Below are 15,899 nucleotides of genomic sequence, written 5' to 3'. Positions count from 1 at the left end.
CCATAGCGAGTGGGAACCACCTGATCCCTTGCCGAACTCAGAAGTGAAACCGCTCAGCGCCGATGGTAGTGTGGGGTCTCCCCATGCGAGAGTAGGTCATCGTCAGGCATTTATTCAGAAGAAGCCCGGTTATCGAGAGATAACCGGGCTTTTTCGCATGCATGGGGAAGACCCCGCTTTTTATATGTGGGGCCGCGCCGATAACTCCCTCGGCGCGGTCCGGCCGCTCGCAAGCTCGCGTCGTTCGTCCCCCCTTGCGGCGTTGCCGCAAAAGCTCGGGGTGACTCACCCCCATGCGAGGGCGCTGTTGTTTGTGTGACGCCCTGAGGTCGTTTGCAGGAAGCCCATTGGGAGCGAGGCCATGCGGCGTTGCCGCAGTCCTCGTGAAGAACTTCGGGGTGACTCACCCCCATGCGAGCGACCTTGTTGTCTAAGCGTCATCGTCAGGCATTTATTCAGAAGAAGCCCAATTCCGAGAGGAGTTGGGCTTCTTTTTTGTAAAGAGTCGCACCCGCGCCACCGGTGAGGCTATCGCCTGGACGTTTGGGTGCCGGACGCGCCGCGCCCGGCACAGGGCTACCTCGATAGCCTGTTCGCCATCAGCCCCTTGCTGTGAGGGGGCGACGACTCCCTGCCCTGGTCATCGAGCAGCTGAGCCAGCGCTATAACCAGAATCTTCCACCAGAAGGGGAGAGTGGCGACCGACAAACTTGATTTAGGCTTGTGCGATACGCGGGTTGAAGCACGGCGGCTGGACCTCCATCTTGTACAAGTACGTGACAGATAGAGTCGATTGTCTAATTTATCGATCCATGGAGGATGTCATGACGCAGCAAGTGGAAGGCAAACGTGTCGCGATTCTCGCCACCCACGGTTTCGAGGAGTCGGAGCTGGCGGTACCCAAGGCGAAGCTTCAGCAGCAGGGCATCGTGGTGCACGTGGTCTCCCCGGAGACCAAGGGCATCAAGGCCTGGGCAGAAAACGACTGGGGTGATACCTACGACGTCGACGTGGCCCTGGATGATGTCAGCGAACATGACTATCACGCCCTGGTGTTGCCCGGCGGCCTGTTCAACCCCGACGCCCTGCGCCAGGACGAGAAGGCCTTGAGCTTCGTCAATGCTTTCTTCCAGGCCCACAAGCCGGTGGCAGCGATCTGCCACGCCCCCTGGATCCTGATCAACGCCGGGGTGGTCGAAGGTCGCAGGCTGACCTCCTACCCGAGTGTCGAACAGGATCTGCGCAATGCAGGCGCCGACTGGGTCGACGAGCAGGTAGTGGTGGATAACGGCCTGGTGACCAGCCGTAAGCCTGATGATCTGGATATCTTCTGCCACAAGCTGGTCGAGGAAATCCACGAAGGGCGTCACGAGAAGCAGCACGCCTGACGCTGTTCGATACAGCAACCTGGCGGAACGCAACAGGCCCCCGGCGACCAAGTCGCCGGGGGCCTGTTGCGTGTCGAGGTGGTGTTGGCTGGTGATGTAGCCGAGCCAGTTCGACGGGCTAGTTCGAAGGGCTAGTTCGACGGGCCTATTTGACGGTGGAAGAAGCGTTCATTGATGGAGTGACCGAATCGGTCTGTTCCTCGCCAGTGGGCTCGATGCGCTTTACGCCGAACCAGCCGGTCCAGGGTCCGATCATGGCCAGCAGGATCGAGAAGACGATACCCAGGTAGTTGAACAGCGCCCAGGGAGCGTAGTCGAGGGTGGCAACACCCAAGGTGCCTGCCATGTAGACGGCGGAGACGGTCCAGGGGGCCAGCGGCTCGGGAATCATGCCGCCGTCTTCCATGCTGCGCGACAGATTGAGCTGGTGCAGGCCACGCTTGCGATACTGCTCGGCGAACAGCTCACGGGTCAAAAAGAAGGTTACGTAGCTGTTGCCGGTGGCCAGGATGATGGTGCTGCTGGCCGCCAGCGAGGCCAGGATAGTGCCGCGGGCGGAGCGCACGTAGGCCAGGCTGCGATCGAGCACGACCTTGAGGATGCCGGCTGCCTCCAGCGCCGAGGCAAAGAAGAAGGCGCACAGCGCGAACAGCACTGCTCCGTGCATGCTGTAGAGCCCGCCACGGTTCAGCAGGCTGACCAGTGCCGGGGGCAGGGTGGCGACGTCCAGGCCCGGGTTGAAGCCGGCCAGCAGGCTGACGTTGAAGCCCGAGACTGCGGCCTTGGCCACCGCCTCGGGGCTGGCGCCCTGGAGCAGTATCGCCAGCAGGGCGGCGCAGGCCGAGGCCAGGAATAGTACCACCAGGGTCGGCTTCTTGCGCACCGAGCCGAACAGCACGATGGCCACCGGCAGCAGCAACACGAGGTTCAGCTGATAGAGCCCGCCGATGGTCTCGGCGCTGGCGGCGATGGCCTCCGGGGTGCCCTCTGCCAGGTCCATGTTGAGGCCGAGTATCAGGTAGACCACAGCGGCCACCACGCTGGCGGGCAGCGAGGTGTACATCAGGTGGCGGATGTGTCGGTACAGGTCTTCGCCTACCACCATGGAAGCCATGATGGTGGTGTCCGACAGCGGCGACAGCTTGTCGCCGAAGTAGGCGCCTGAGAGCACCGCGCCGGCGGTGATCGCCAGGTTGATGTCCATGGCCGCGGCGATGCCCATGATGGCCACCCCCAGGGTCCCGGCGGAGCCCCAGGAGGTGCCGGTGAAGGTGGAGACGATGGCGGTGCCGAAGAACGCCATGACGTACAGGTAGCGGGGATCGATCAGCTCCAGGCCATGGTAGATGAAGTAGGGAATGGTGCCCGAGATCATCCAGGTGCCGATGATGATACCGATGCTGTAGAGCACCAGTAGCGCGGACAGGGCGGTGCGTACCTTGTTGCCCATGATGTCCATGACGCCTTCCCAGGTCCCGCCGTGCAGCAGACTGAACAGGGTGGCGGCGGCGCCCAGGGTGATCAGCACCAGCTCGGTGGGTAGGCCCGCCACCACGATGCCGTAGACGATGGCGAAGGCGATGGCGGTCAGCAGGATCAGGGATGGAACAAGTCCAGGTTGTCGTTGTATGGCTGGCATGGGATGTCCTCCTCGTGGTGATCAGCGGTCGAGCGCGGCGAACCCCCGCTCGAGGTCGCCGATGACGTCGTCGATGTGTTCAAGCCCGATGGCCAGGCGAATCAGCGGTTGTCCGCTGCCGTCGGGGCGCATGGGAGACAGCGCGAGACTTTCGTAGCCGCCCCAGCTGACGCCGATACGCATCAGTTCGAGGGCATCGATGAAGTTCGCGATGCGCGAGTAGCTGGGGTGGTGAAGCGCAAAGCTGAGCAGGCCCGAATGGCCGTGCAGCTGGCGGGCGGCCCAGTCGGCGGCGGCGCCTTTGGCGAGGCTCGGGTGATGCACCGCTGCGACCTGCGGGTGGTCAGCGAGAAAACGTGCGACCGCCAAGGCGTTGCGCTGATGCTCGGCCATGCGCACCGGCAGGGTGCGTAGACCGCGCAGGATCAGCGAGGCGCTGTGGGGCGACAGAGCGGCGCCCAGCAACTGGTGACCGTTGGCAAAGAGCCTGTCGATCAGCTCGGCGTCGGCGATGACTGCGCCGCCGACCACGTCGCTGTGCCCGCCGATGTACTTCGACAGCGAGTGCACCACCATATCGATGCCGTGGGTAAGCGGCTTCTGGAACAGCGGGGTGGCCCAGGTGTTGTCGATCAACGTGAGGATGCCGCGTTTCCGGGCGATGGCGGAGATAGCCTCGAGGTCTGCCAGCTCCATGCGCAGTGACGACGGACTCTCGATGTAGATCAGGCGGGTCTCGGGCCGCAGGTGGTCGGTCAGTTGCTGGTCACCGGCGATACCGTCGTGGCTGACGCCGTAGCGGGCCATATGGTCGAGCAACTCGACGCTCGGCCCGTAGGTCTGGTTGATGCGCAGGACGTGGTCGCCGTGCTTCAGCAGCGAGAATAGCGTGGCGGAGATGGCGCCCATGCCGGAGGCAAAGGCCTTGCAGGCCTGGCCACGTTCCAGCGCCGCCAGCTTGTCCTCCAGCAACTTGACGGTGGGATTGAGTCCTCGGCTATAGATGAAGCGTTCGCGTTCGGCCAGCTGTGCGCGGCTGAAGCTTTCGAGGTCCGGGAAGGTGAAGATGCTGGTCTGGTAGACGGGAGGTGCCACGGCGCCGTGATGATCCTGGCGCTGTTCGAAGGCGTGACTACAGATATGGCGATCCTGTGGGTCCACGGTGCGGTCTCCGCAAGCAGGGTGGATTGAGCTATCAGCCTGTCTGATAGCTAAGCTAGCACGGCCCTGCTGGCCCCACAATTGATCCAGAAGAGGTTTGCCGTTACCGTCGATCAGGCCCCTGGACGCCTTTCCTGCCTGGATGCCAACGTCATGAAACGACTCTACTTATCGGACACCGTCGCCGGAGAGATCAGCGCCTATATCGCCAAAGAGCAGTTGGCGCCGGGGGCGCGCCTACCTTCGGTGGGGGAGTGGATGGAGCGCCTTGAGGTAGGCCGATCTACCCTCCGGGAGGGTCTCAAGAAGCTTCAGGCCGAGGGCATCATCGAGGTGGTCAACGGCAAGGGGATCTTCGTCAGCGAACAGCGGACCTTTCAACTGCTGGCCAGTCTTGGCATCCACGACGCCAGGGCGCATCTGCTGGAGATGCTCGAGGTTCGCCAGGCGCTGGAGGCCCAGGCCATCCAGCTGGCCGTGCGGCACGCCGAAGAGGCCGCCTTCGAGGCCATGGCCGGCCACCTGGATGACTATCGACGTGCTCGGGCGAGGGAGGATTTCCTCGCGGTCAGCGAGGCCGACGCGGCCTTTCACCTGGCGATCTATCAGGCCTGCGGCAATCGCGTGCTGGTCGGGCTGATCCAGATGATGCACGACGAGCTGTACCTGTCCTGGGACTCGCCGGACGATCGTCATGAAGTCTTTGACGCAAGTTTTGCCCACCACGAAGACCTGCTCGAGGCCATGCGGCGGCGTGATGAGCAGGCCGCTCTGGCCGCCTTCGACAACCTGGTCGGTGCCACGCGCAAGAGCATCGAAGCCATGGTGTCGTGAAGACGCCGGCCTGGTGGCTGGTTCGTTGCGCCTGCAGCAATAGCGTACAGGGCGGGCTTCGCCCATCAGATCTTGCTGCTTCGATGCAGCAAGCAGCGACGCAGTGGCCAGTCAGTAGGCGGCTGGCATTGGCGTTGTGGAGGACTTTCGAGTCCAGGCTCGGGCATTGTCCGCGTGGCTACAATCGAGCAGAGTGGCGGACGCTTGCATGGTGCCATTTTCCTTTTGCTCGCCACCGCCCGTCGGTGCTCGTAACACCTGGAGGAGTTGCTCAGAGGCACACCCACAGGAGTGTTGCAGACGAGTGGATTTCCGGCGACAGGCGACATTCGATAGACTATGCCCTTTTCCCGTGGAAGGGGCGAGGGATGACCATTGGTGAGCTGATTCGGCTGTTGAGTGACGGCGAGTTCCACTCCGGCCAGCAGCTGGGGGAAAAGCTGGGCGTGTCGCGGGCGGCGGTGTGGAAGCAGCTGCGCAAGCTTGAGGATCTCGGCATCCCCATGGAGGCGGTCAAGGGGCAGGGGTATCGGCTAGCCGAACCCCTTGAGCTGCTCGATGGGCCCTCGGTGGTGGCCGCGCTGTCACGCGAGTCGCGTCGGCACCTCTCGCGCCTCTTCGTGGAAGACACCCTGCCCTCGAGCAACGAGTTCCTGCGCGAGCGTTTTCGTCAGGGAGCAGGGCACGCTGAGGCCTGCCTGGTCGAACAGCAGAGCGCCGGCCGTGGGCGGCGCGGGCGCACCTGGACGACCCCCTGGGGGCGCACGCTGATGTGCTCCGTGGGCTGGCGCTTCGATTCGGGTGTCGCTGCCCTGGAAGGCCTCAGCCTGGCCATCGGTGTGGTGCTGGCCCAGGTGCTGGAGCGCCATGGGCTCAAGCCCGGGCTGAAGTGGCCCAACGACGTCCTGTTGCCCTTGGGGCCGCAAGGATCGGCTCAGCAAGGATTGGATGAGCAGGCAGCGACCGGGCAGGGGGCGGGTCAGCAGGGCTTTGGCAAGCTGGCCGGTATTCTGGTCGAGATGAGCGGTGACGCCGCCGGCCCCTGCGAGGTGGTGCTCGGCATGGGCATCAACGTGGATCTGCCGGAGAGCTTCCGGGCGAAGATCGATCAGCCGGTCGCTTGTGTGCATGATCAGGCTCCGGGGCTATCCCGTAACGTGCTGGCGGCCGAATTGCTGGACGGTCTGCTGGGCATGCTGGCAGGTTTCGAGGAGCAGGGGTTCGATGCCTGGCGCGACGCCTGGAACGCACGTCACGCCTTTGCCGGTTGGGACATCGAGATCATTCGAGGGGAGCAGCGCGAGCTGGCCCAGGCAGGAGACGTGGATGGCAGTGGCAATCTCTGGGTGCGCAAGGGCATTGACGGAGAGCGGCAAGAGCGCCTGGTGGGAGGAGAGATCAGCGTGCGGGCTCGCCCATGATTCTTGATCTGGATATCGGCAATACCCTGTCCAAGTGGCGCCTGAAGGACGCTGACAGCAGCGAGATTCGCTCCAGGGGCGCGGTGTGGACCCGGGAGGAGTGGAAGCCCGGGTCGGACATTCCCGACCTCGACGTGGTCGAGACGGTGCGCATTTCCAGTGTGGCGAGGCGTTCGGTGCTGGCGCAGACCGAGTCGCTGCTCAAGGACCGGGTGCGTTCGGTGCACGTGGCGCGCTCCTGCCACGAAGCGCTGGGCGTCACCAACGGCTATCACGAGCCGGGTCGACTGGGCGTGGATCGCTGGATGGGGGTGCTGGCGGGCTATCAGCTCGCCGGTGCCAGCTGCACGGTGGACTGTGGCAGTGCCATCACCATCGACTTCGTGCTGCCAGGCGGGCGTCATCTCGGGGGGTACATCCTGCCGGGGCTGCGTCTGATGAAAGAAAGCCTGAAGCTGGGCACCCGCAACGTGGCCATCGATCCGGACAGCGAGGCAGACGAGCTGCTCGCTCCTGGGCGGCGCACGGTAGAGGCGGTCAATCACGGCATCTACATGGCCGCTGTCAGCGCGGTCAATCGGATCTACAGCGAGGTCTGCGACCGTGAGGGGGTGGCGCTACCCATGCTGGTCACCGGCGGCGATGCCAGGGTGGTGTCTCGTGGTATTCGAGTACCCCACGCGATCTGGCCGGACATGGTCTACGCCGGCCTTGAAGCGTGTTTCCCTCTGACGGCAGCAGAACGTGCCGGCAAGATGGCGGGGGCGCCGGTGCCACCCGCGCCCGTAGCGCTGGAAAAGATCCGCGCGGGCCTGGCGTTTTCGATGCTGCTGTGACCGTGGTTTTCCGGTGCGCCGTAAAAAAAGCCTATGGAAGCCTTGCGTTATCCATTCTGCTTTGACACAATGCGCCGCGTTCCGAGGTGCAGCGACCCGCGGGTTGCAGGCTGCCGTCGAGACAGGTTGTAAGAATTTTGCGTACAGCTTGATTCTTTTAAAACAACCACTTGACTTTTCGGGGCAGGGCGATAAAATACGTCGCCAGTTGGAGGGGTTCCCGAGTGGCCAAAGGGAGCAGACTGTAAATCTGCCGCGAAAGCTTCGAAGGTTCGAATCCTTCCCCCTCCACCAGATTTTGATCGACCAGAGTTGTGGTTTCTGGTTGATATGGAGCAGGCGGTCGGACGCTGCCAGGCTGGTTTGGGTTCGGTGGGCTTTGCTTCAGCAAAGAAGGTTTAGTACCGATTTTGCGGGCATAGTTCAATGGTAGAACCTCAGCCTTCCAAGCTGATGATGCGGGTTCGATCCCCGCTGCCCGCTCCAGAGTTCAGGCAATTTGAAGTAGCTGGATTGCCGAAGAGTGCGCTCATGTAGCTCAGGGGTAGAGCACACCCTTGGTAAGGGTGAGGTCGACGGTTCAAATCCGTCCATGAGCTCCATCTAAGAAAAGCGAGCCTAGGCTCGCTTTTTCTTTCTCCGCCGCGTCTGCAGGGCGGAGGGGGTTGCCAGGCGAGATCCGTTTCGCTATCATGGCGCCCGCTGTTGCAGAGGCTGCCCGCAAAGGGTGGTTTGCATCGAGTACAGGCCAGTAGCTCAATTGGCAGAGCAGCGGTCTCCAAAACCGCAGGTTGGGGGTTCGATTCCCTCCTGGCCTGCCAGTCTTCCCCAGGCTGGCAGTTTTTTATATACTTTCGTGTTTCGATTGCCGCGCCCTGAGGAGTCTCGTTTTCATGAAGCATAACGCCGAGGTGCAGGAGTCGCGCCACGACGGGCTCAAGTGGGCGGTTGTCGTCGTTCTTCTGGTGCTGGCCGTCGTTGGCAACACCTACTTTGCCGACCAGCCGCTTCTGTATCGTGTTCTGGGCGTTGTTGCCCTGTCTGTCGTTGCTGCCCTGGTCGCATTGACCACCACCAAGGGGCGTGAATTGGTGGAGCTGGCGCAGAGCGCCAGGAAGGAAATTCAACGTGTCGTCTGGCCGACGCGCCCCGAGACCATCCAGACCACCGCCATCGTGCTGGTGGCTGTGCTGGTGGTCGGGCTGCTGCTCTGGTTGATCGACACGCTGCTCAGCTGGGCGATGTCCGGCGTCATCGGTTAGGAGTCTTCATGTCCAAGCGTTGGTACGTCGTCCACGCCTACTCCGGCTTCGAGAAGCACGTCATGCGCTCGCTGATCGAGCGTGTGAAGATGCACGGCATGGAAGATCTCTTTGGTGAGATTCTGGTGCCGACCGAAGAAGTCGTCGAGATGCGTGACGGCAAGCGCCGCAAGAGTGAGCGCAAGTTCTATCCCGGCTATGTGCTGGTCGAGATGGAAATGGTCGACGAGACCTGGCACCTGGTCAACGAGACGCCCCGTGTCATGGGCTTTATCGGCGGGACCAAGGAGAAGCCGGCGGCGATCACTCAGCGCGAGGCCGACGCCATTCTCAGTCGCGTCAGGGATGGGGCCGAAAAGCCGCGTCCCAAGACCATGTTCGAGCCCGGTCAGTCGGTGCGCGTCATCGATGGCCCCTTCGCCGATTTCAACGGCGTGGTCGAAGAGGTCAACTACGACAAGAGTCGTCTGCAGGTCAGCGTGCTGATCTTCGGGCGCGCCACTCCCGTCGAGCTGGAGTTTTCCCAGGTCGAGAAGGAGTAGGTCGACAAGTTTCTTACGGTGGGTCTGCTCAGGCAGGCCCGCCGTCATGTGCTGAAAGTTTTCAGTGCGTAGGGGTCGCCTCGAGAGGCGGCCGTTTTGTCCGGGGAGCCGCAAGGCGCTACTACCCAACTGGAGTCCATCATGGCCAAGAAAGTACAGGCTTACATCAAGCTGCAGGTTGCAGCTGGTAAGGCCAACCCGAGTCCCCCCGTGGGTCCCGCGCTGGGTCAGCACGGTGTCAACATCATGGAATTCTGCAAGGCGTTCAACGCCGAGACGCAGAACATCGAGCCGGGTCTCCCGACTCCCGTGGTCATCACCGTCTACTCCGACCGCAGCTTCACCTTCGTCACCAAGACACCGCCCGCCGCGGTGCTGCTGAAGAAGGCCGCTGGCATCAAGTCCGGCTCTGGTGAGCCGAACAAGAAGAAGGTCGGTACCGTGACCCGCGAGCAGCTCGAAGAGATCGCCAAGACCAAGGAGCCGGACATGACGGCTGCCGATCTCGACGCCGCGGTGCGTACCATTGCCGGTAGCGCCCGCAGCATGGGCCTCAACGTGGAGGGTCTCTGATCATGGCAAAGCTTACCAAGCGCGCAAAGCAGATTCGCGACAAGGTTGACGCCACCAAGGTCTACTCCATCGACGAGGCCGTGGCTCTGCTCTCCGAGCTGTCCACCGTCAAGTTCAAGGAGTCGCTGGACGTCGCCATCAACCTGGGCGTCGATCCGCGTAAATCCGACCAGGTGGTTCGCGGTGCGACCGTGATGCCCAACGGTACCGGCAAGGACGTGCGCGTTGCCGTCTTTACCCAGGGTGCCAACGAAGAAGCCGCCAAGGAAGCCGGTGCCGACATCGTCGGTATGGACGACCTGGCCGAGCAGGTCAAGAAAGGCCAGCTCGACTTCGACGTGGTCATTGCCTCGCCGGACGCCATGCGTGTCGTCGGCCAGCTGGGTCAGATCCTGGGTCCGCGTGGCCTGATGCCGAACCCCAAGGTCGGCACCGTGACCCCCGACGTCGCTACCGCCGTCAAGAACGCCAAGGCCGGTCAGGTGCGTTTCCGTACCGACAAGAACGGCATCATCCACACCACCCTGGGCAAGGTCGATTTCGAAGCCGACGCCATCAAGGGCAACCTGGATGCGCTGCTCGCCGACCTGAAGAAGCTCAAGCCGAGCACTTCCAAGGGCGTGTACTTCAAGAAGATGACCCTGTCCACCACCATGGGCCCGGGTCTGACCGTCGATCACTCCGCGCTGGTGTGATGCGACACAACAGGCAAGACACTTTGCGGTCCCCGTGCCGGGTGATTCACCCGGCCGGCGGGGCACCGTCAAAGACCGCAGGCGCCGCCGCCTGACCTTCGGGTCTGCCGGCGGCTTAATCGCCCCCGGGCACCTGCGCAGATGGTGTTGCCGCCAGGCATCTGGTGAGCACCATCATTGAAGCCCCTCTTCTACGGAAGGGGAGATGGTAACCATCGGAGCCCTCGGGTTCCGGCACGAAGGAGTGATCACAGTGGCACTAGCACTCGAAGGCAAGAAGGCAATTGTTGCCGAGGTCAGTGAAGTCGCCAAGGATGCACTCTCCGTCGTAGTTGCCGACTCTCGCGGCGTCGCGGTCCACAAGATGACCGAACTGCGTAAGCAGGCTCGCGAGAATGGCGTCCAGGTGCGTGTTGTGCGCAACACCCTGGCACGCCGCGCCCTGACCGGTACTCCCTGGGAGTGCCTGTCAGAGACCTTCGTTGGTCCGACTCTGCTGGCCTTCTCCAACGAACATCCGGGCGCTGCCGCTCGTCTGTTCAAGGAGTTCGCCAAGGATGAGAAGAACTTCGAAGTCAAGGCGCTGGCCTATGAAGGTGAGCTGATCCCGGCAAGCGATATCGACCGTCTGGCGACCCTGCCGACCTACGATGAGGCGATCGCCAAGCTGATGTCCGTCATGAAGGAAGCTTCTGCCGGCAAGCTGGTTCGTACTCTCGCTGCGCTGCGCGACCAGAAGCAGGAAGAAGCCGCTTAAGGCGTCGTCCTGTCGACCGACCACGATCCATTTCGCGTTCTCGGGTGACCGAGACGCCCGCAAAGTTAGGAATCTAGACAATGGCACTGACCAAAGAAGATATCATCAACGCCGTCTCCGACATGTCCGTCATGGAAGTCGTCGAGCTGATCGAAGCCATGGAAGAGAAGTTCGGCGTTAGCGCCGCTGCTGCTGTCGTGGCTGGCCCGGGCGCTGGTGGCGAAGCCGCCGCTGCCGAAGAGCAGACCGAGTTCGACCTGGTGCTGACCTCCGCTGGCGACAAGAAGGTCAACGTCATCAAGGCCGTCCGCGAGATCACTGGTCTCGGCCTGAAGGAAGCCAAGGGTGCCGTCGACGGCGCGCCGGCGACCATCAAGGAAGCGATGAGCAAGGACGACGCGGAAGAAGCCAAGAAGAAGCTGGAAGAAGCCGGCGCGTCCGTGGAGCTCAAGTAATCCTTGTGCCCATGGCTTTACGCGCTGCGTAAGCTTCCACGGCTGGTGGCGGGACGCCCGCTACCGGCCTTTTTCTGTTGTCACTAGCTGCCTGCCCCCAAGGGCCTGTAGCTTGCAGAATTCCGACGGCGAGTCACTCATCCGAGGACTTGCCGTCAGCGCCTGACGGAGACCGTCCGTCGGGTGGCGCCGACACGCATCGGTCACCCATGGTGAACAAGCTGGGGAATACAGATGGCTTACTCATACACTGAGAAAAAACGCATCCGCAAGGATTTCGGCAAACTGCCCCAAGTGATGGATGTGCCTTACCTGCTGGCCATCCAGCTTGATTCCTACTACGACTTTCTCCAGCAGGACCGCTCTCCCGAAGAGCGCATGGAAGTCGGCCTGCACGCCGCCTTCAGGTCCGTGTTCCCGATCGAGAGCTTCTCCGGCAACGCTGCGCTCGAGTACGTCAGCTATCGTTTCGGCACTCCGGCCTTCGACGTCAAGGAATGCCAGCTGCGCGGCGTCACCTACTCCGCTCCTCTGCGTGTCAAGGTTCGCCTGATCATCTACGACAAGGAGTCGTCGAACAAGGCCATCAAGGACATCAAGGAGCAGGAAGTCTACATGGGGGAGATCCCCCTGATGACCGAGAACGGTACCTTCGTGGTGAACGGTACCGAGCGCGTCATCGTGTCTCAGCTTCACCGTAGTCCCGGCGTGTTCTTCGATCACGACAAGGGCAAGAGCCACAGCTCCGGTAAGCTTTTGTACTCCGCTCGCGTGATTCCTTACCGCGGCTCCTGGCTGGACTTCGAGTTCGACCCGAAGGACAACGTCTTCGTGCGTATCGACCGTCGTCGCAAACTGCCGGCGTCCGTGCTGCTGCGCGCGCTGGGCATGAGCGCCGAGGAGATCCTCGACGAGTTCTTCGACACCAGCACCTTCCATATCGAGAAGTCCGGCTTCTCGGTGGAGCTGGTGCCGTCTCGCCTGCGTGGCGAGACCGCGACCTTTGACATCAAGGGCGCCGACGGTGAGGTCATCGTCGAAGAGGGTCGTCGTGTCACCCAGAAGCATATCCGCCAGTTGGAGAAGGCGGGTCTCGAGCGTCTGGAAGTGCCGATGGACTACCTGTTCGGCAAGACCCTGGCCAAGGATCAGATCAACCCCGCCACCGGCGAGCTGATCTGCCCCTGCAACTCCGAGATCACCCCGGAGCTGCTCGAGGCCCTCGGTCAGGCCGGCATCACCACCATCGAGACGCTCTACACCAACGATCTGGACTGCGGTCCCTTCGTCTCCGACACCCTCAAGCTGGACACCACCGGTTCCCAGCTCGAGGCGCTGGTCGAGATCTACCGCATGATGCGCCCCGGCGAGCCGCCCACCAAGGAAGCCGCCGAGACGCTGTTCAACAACCTGTTCTTCAGCGAAGACCGCTATGACCTGTCCGGCGTCGGCCGGATGAAGTTCAACCGTCGTCTGCGTCGTGATTCCGACACCGGTTCCGGTGTGCTGGATCGTACCGACATCCTCGACGTGCTGCGCGAGCTGATCAACATCCGTAACGGCTTTGGCGATGTCGACGACATCGACCACCTGGGCAACCGTCGCATTCGCTGCGTCGGCGAAATGGCAGAAAACCAGTTCCGTGTCGGCCTGGTGCGTGTCGAGCGCGCGGTCAAGGAACGTCTGTCCATGGCCGAGAGCGAAGGCCTGATGCCTCAGGACCTGATCAATGCCAAGCCGGTGGCCGCTGCGGTGAAGGAGTTCTTTGGCTCCTCTCAGCTGTCCCAGTTCATGGACCAGAACAACCCGCTGTCCGAGGTGACCCACAAGCGTCGTGTGTCTGCTCTCGGCCCGGGTGGTCTGACCCGTGAGCGCGCCGGTTTCGAGGTGCGTGACGTTCACGCTACCCACTACGGCCGTCTTTGCCCGATCGAGACGCCGGAAGGTCCGAACATCGGCCTGATCAACTCGCTGGCGACCTACAGCCACACCAACAGCTACGGCTTCCTCGAGACGCCGTACCGTAAGGTCGTGGATGGCGTGGTCACCGACGAGGTGGTGCACCTGTCGGCCATCGAGGAAGGTGACTTCGTCATCGCCCAGGCCTCGGCCACCGTCAACGCCGACAAGAAGCTGGTCGACGATCTGGTCCAGGTGCGTCATCGCGGCGAGACCACCTTCATGCGTCCCGAACAGGTGACGCTGATGGACGTGTCTCCGCGCCAGGTGGTGTCCGTCGCCGCCGCACTGATTCCGTTCCTCGAGCACGATGACGCCAACCGCGCCCTGATGGGTGCCAACATGCAGCGTCAGGCGGTGCCGACTCTGCGTGCCGACAAGCCGCTGGTCGGTACCGGCATGGAGCGCTTCGTCGCCCGTGACTCCGGTGTCTGTGCCGTGGCCCGTCGTGGCGGCGTGATCGACTCGGTCGACGCCAAGCGCATCGTGGTGCGGGTCAACGAAGACGAGATCATCGGCGGTGAGGCCGGTGTCGACATCTACAACCTGACCAAGTACCTGCGTTCGAACCAGAACACCTGCCAGAACCAGCGTCCGATCGTTCGCCCCGGCGACAACGTCGCGCGTGGTGACATCCTGGCCGACGGTCCGTCCGTCGACATGGGTGACCTGGCGCTTGGTCAGAACATGCGCATCGCCTTCATGCCGTGGAACGGTTACAACTTCGAGGACTCCATCCTGCTGTCCGAGCGGGTGGTCCAGGAAGACCGTTTCACTACCATCCACATCCAGGAACTGACCTGTGTGTCCCGTGACACCAAGCTGGGGCCGGAGGAGATCACCTCCGATATTCCCAACGTCGGTGAATCGGCACTGGGCAAGCTGGATGAGGCCGGTGTGGTGTACATCGGTGCCGAGGTCGGTGCCGGCGACATTCTGGTCGGCAAGGTCACGCCCAAGGGCGAGACCCAGCTGACCCCGGAAGAGAAGCTGCTGCGTGCGATCTTCGGTGAGAAGGCGTCCGACGTGAAGGACACCTCCCTGCGTGCCCCCACCGGCATGAAGGGCACCGTCATCGACGTTCAGGTGTTCACCCGCGACGGCGTCGAGAAGGACTCGCGCGCTCTGTCCATCGAGCAGATGCAGCTGGACGAGGTGCGCAAGGACCTGCAAGAGACCTACCGCATCGCCGAGGACGCCACCTTCGAGCGTCTCAAGCGCACCCTGTCCGGTCAGCCGGTCAACGGTGGTCCGCGCCTGTCCAAGGATGACGTGCTGTCCGAGGACTATCTCGAGGAGCTGCCGCGTCAGCAGTGGTTCAAGCTGCGCATGCAGGACGAGAAGCTCAATGAACTGCTGGCTCAGGCCGACGAGCAGCTCGAGAACCGTCGCAAGGAAATGGACGAGCGTTTCGAAGACAAGAAGCGCAAGCTCACCCAGGGCGACGACCTGGCGCCGGGCGTGCTCAAGATCGTCAAGGTCTACCTGGCGATCAAGCGTCGCCTGCAGCCGGGTGACAAGATGGCCGGCCGTCACGGTAACAAGGGTGTCATCTCGGCCATCATGCCGATCGAGGACATGCCGTTCGACGACAACGGTGAGCCCATCGACGTGGTGCTGAACCCGCTGGGTGTACCGTCGCGGATGAACGTCGGTCAGATCCTCGAGACCCACCTGGGCATGGCGGCCCGCGGTCTCGGCGTGAAGATCGAGCACATGCTGCGTGACGCCCGCGAGCAGCAGCTCGCTCAGCTGCGCGAGTTCCTCGGTGAGGTTTACAACTCCACCCAGGGTACCCGCGTCGAGGAGATCGAGTCGCTGTCCGATGACGAGATCATCGCGCTGGCCAAGAACCTGAAGAAGGGCGTGCCGATGGCGACGCCGGTGTTCGACGGTGCCAAGGAGCACGAGATCAAGCACCTGCTGAAGCTGGCCGATCTGCCGGATTCCGGCCAGATGACCCTGTACGACGGGCGTACCGGCGAGTCGTTCGATCGTCCGGTGACGGTGGGCTACATGTACATGCTGAAGCTCAACCACCTGGTCGACGACAAGATGCACGCGCGTTCCACCGGCTCCTACTCGCTGGTCACCCAGCAGCCGCTGGGCGGCAAGGCGCAGTTCGGTGGTCAGCGCTTTGGTGAGATGGAGGTCTGGGCCCTGGAGGCCTACGGCGCCGCTTACACTCTGCAGGAAATGCTCACGGTCAAGTCCGATGACGTGGAAGGTCGTACCAAGATGTACAAGAGCATCGTGGATGGCGATCACACCATGCAGGCGGGCATGCCGGAATCCTTCAACGTATTGGTGAAGGAAATCCGCTCGCTGGGCATCGATATCGAACTGGAGAGCTGAGGCGGCCCGAAAGGCGCTTCAA

13 protein-coding genes, 4 tRNA genes and 1 rRNA gene are annotated in these 15,899 nt (G+C 62.6%); 16 read left to right on the top strand and 2 right to left on the bottom strand.

From position 1 onward, the window contains the following. Window positions 1-108: ribosomal RNA gene (gene rrf / locus NH448_RS11900) — 5S ribosomal RNA — on the top strand; the annotation flags it as partial. A gap of 716 nt (window positions 109-824) precedes the next feature. Beyond that, complete coding sequence (locus NH448_RS11895) at window positions 825-1,388, top strand: type 1 glutamine amidotransferase domain-containing protein (protein ID WP_045990878.1); 564 nt, start codon at window positions 825-827, stop codon at window positions 1,386-1,388. A 145-nt stretch (window positions 1,389-1,533) separates the two neighbouring features. Here NH448_RS11895 and nhaC read toward each other — a convergent pair whose 3' ends face one another. Both nhaC and NH448_RS11885 read right to left on the bottom strand, forming a co-directional pair. Next, window positions 1,534-3,027, bottom strand: a complete 1,494-nt coding sequence (gene nhaC, locus NH448_RS11890; protein WP_045990877.1) for a Na+/H+ antiporter NhaC — start codon at window positions 3,025-3,027, stop codon at window positions 1,534-1,536. Window positions 3,028-3,048: 21 nt separating this feature from the next. Next, a complete protein-coding gene (locus tag NH448_RS11885) occupies window positions 3,049-4,188 on the bottom strand; it encodes an aminotransferase class I/II-fold pyridoxal phosphate-dependent enzyme (RefSeq protein ID WP_045990876.1) in 1,140 nt (379 codons plus the stop codon). 153 nt (window positions 4,189-4,341) lie between these two features. On the opposite strand from NH448_RS11885, the gene NH448_RS11880 reads away from it, so the two are divergent. From NH448_RS11880 to rpoB, 14 genes are all read left to right on the top strand, one after another. Continuing rightward, window positions 4,342-5,022 (top strand): FCD domain-containing protein, encoded by a 681-nt coding sequence (locus NH448_RS11880; RefSeq protein WP_052704182.1) that lies wholly within the window; start codon window positions 4,342-4,344, stop codon window positions 5,020-5,022. A 368-nt stretch (window positions 5,023-5,390) separates the two neighbouring features. Beyond that, a complete protein-coding gene (locus tag NH448_RS11875; protein ID WP_045990875.1) occupies window positions 5,391-6,443 on the top strand; it encodes a biotin--[acetyl-CoA-carboxylase] ligase in 1,053 nt (350 codons plus the stop codon). Beyond that, on the top strand, window positions 6,440-7,279 hold the full coding sequence (locus NH448_RS11870) for a type III pantothenate kinase (protein ID WP_045990874.1): 840 nt from the start codon (window positions 6,440-6,442) through the stop codon (window positions 7,277-7,279). Before NH448_RS11875 ends, NH448_RS11870 begins: the two co-directional genes overlap by 4 nt. Window positions 7,280-7,489: 210 nt before the next feature. After that, window positions 7,490-7,573: transfer RNA gene (locus NH448_RS11865), tRNA-Tyr, on the top strand. A 118-nt stretch (window positions 7,574-7,691) separates the two neighbouring features. After that, window positions 7,692-7,765, top strand: a tRNA-Gly gene (locus tag NH448_RS11860). Between the two features lie 41 nt (window positions 7,766-7,806). Next, window positions 7,807-7,881 (top strand) — tRNA-Thr (locus NH448_RS11855). A gap of 143 nt (window positions 7,882-8,024) precedes the next feature. After that, window positions 8,025-8,100: transfer RNA gene (locus NH448_RS11850), tRNA-Trp, on the top strand. A gap of 72 nt (window positions 8,101-8,172) precedes the next feature. Continuing rightward, window positions 8,173-8,541, top strand: a complete 369-nt coding sequence (secE, locus tag NH448_RS11845; protein ID WP_045990873.1) for a preprotein translocase subunit SecE — start codon at window positions 8,173-8,175, stop codon at window positions 8,539-8,541. Window positions 8,542-8,549: 8 nt separating this feature from the next. Then, window positions 8,550-9,083 carry a transcription termination/antitermination protein NusG gene (gene nusG, locus NH448_RS11840; RefSeq protein ID WP_045990872.1) on the top strand — a complete coding sequence of 178 codons (534 nt, stop codon included), beginning with the start codon at window positions 8,550-8,552 and terminating at the stop codon, window positions 9,081-9,083. A gap of 141 nt (window positions 9,084-9,224) precedes the next feature. Further along, window positions 9,225-9,656: a 50S ribosomal protein L11 gene (rplK, locus tag NH448_RS11835; protein ID WP_045990871.1), complete on the top strand. Its 432-nt coding sequence runs from the start codon at window positions 9,225-9,227 to the stop codon at window positions 9,654-9,656. 2 nt (window positions 9,657-9,658) lie between these two features. Then, window positions 9,659-10,351: a 50S ribosomal protein L1 gene (gene rplA, locus NH448_RS11830; protein WP_045990870.1), complete on the top strand. Its 693-nt coding sequence runs from the start codon at window positions 9,659-9,661 to the stop codon at window positions 10,349-10,351. 253 nt (window positions 10,352-10,604) lie between these two features. Then, window positions 10,605-11,108: a 50S ribosomal protein L10 gene (rplJ, locus tag NH448_RS11825; RefSeq protein ID WP_045990869.1), complete on the top strand. Its 504-nt coding sequence runs from the start codon at window positions 10,605-10,607 to the stop codon at window positions 11,106-11,108. 80 nt (window positions 11,109-11,188) lie between these two features. Continuing rightward, window positions 11,189-11,563: a 50S ribosomal protein L7/L12 gene (rplL, locus tag NH448_RS11820; protein ID WP_108133877.1), complete on the top strand. Its 375-nt coding sequence runs from the start codon at window positions 11,189-11,191 to the stop codon at window positions 11,561-11,563. 234 nt (window positions 11,564-11,797) lie between these two features. Continuing rightward, window positions 11,798-15,877: a DNA-directed RNA polymerase subunit beta gene (gene rpoB / locus NH448_RS11815; protein ID WP_045990867.1), complete on the top strand. Its 4,080-nt coding sequence runs from the start codon at window positions 11,798-11,800 to the stop codon at window positions 15,875-15,877. The last annotated feature ends 22 nt before the right edge of the window (window positions 15,878-15,899 follow it).

The sequence above is a fragment of the Halomonas sp. OfavH-34-E genome, assembly GCF_024124525.1.
In the GTDB taxonomy this organism is placed as follows: Bacteria; Pseudomonadota; Gammaproteobacteria; order Pseudomonadales; family Halomonadaceae; genus Halomonas; species Halomonas litopenaei.
This window is presented reverse-complemented; position numbering and strand designations above follow the sequence as displayed.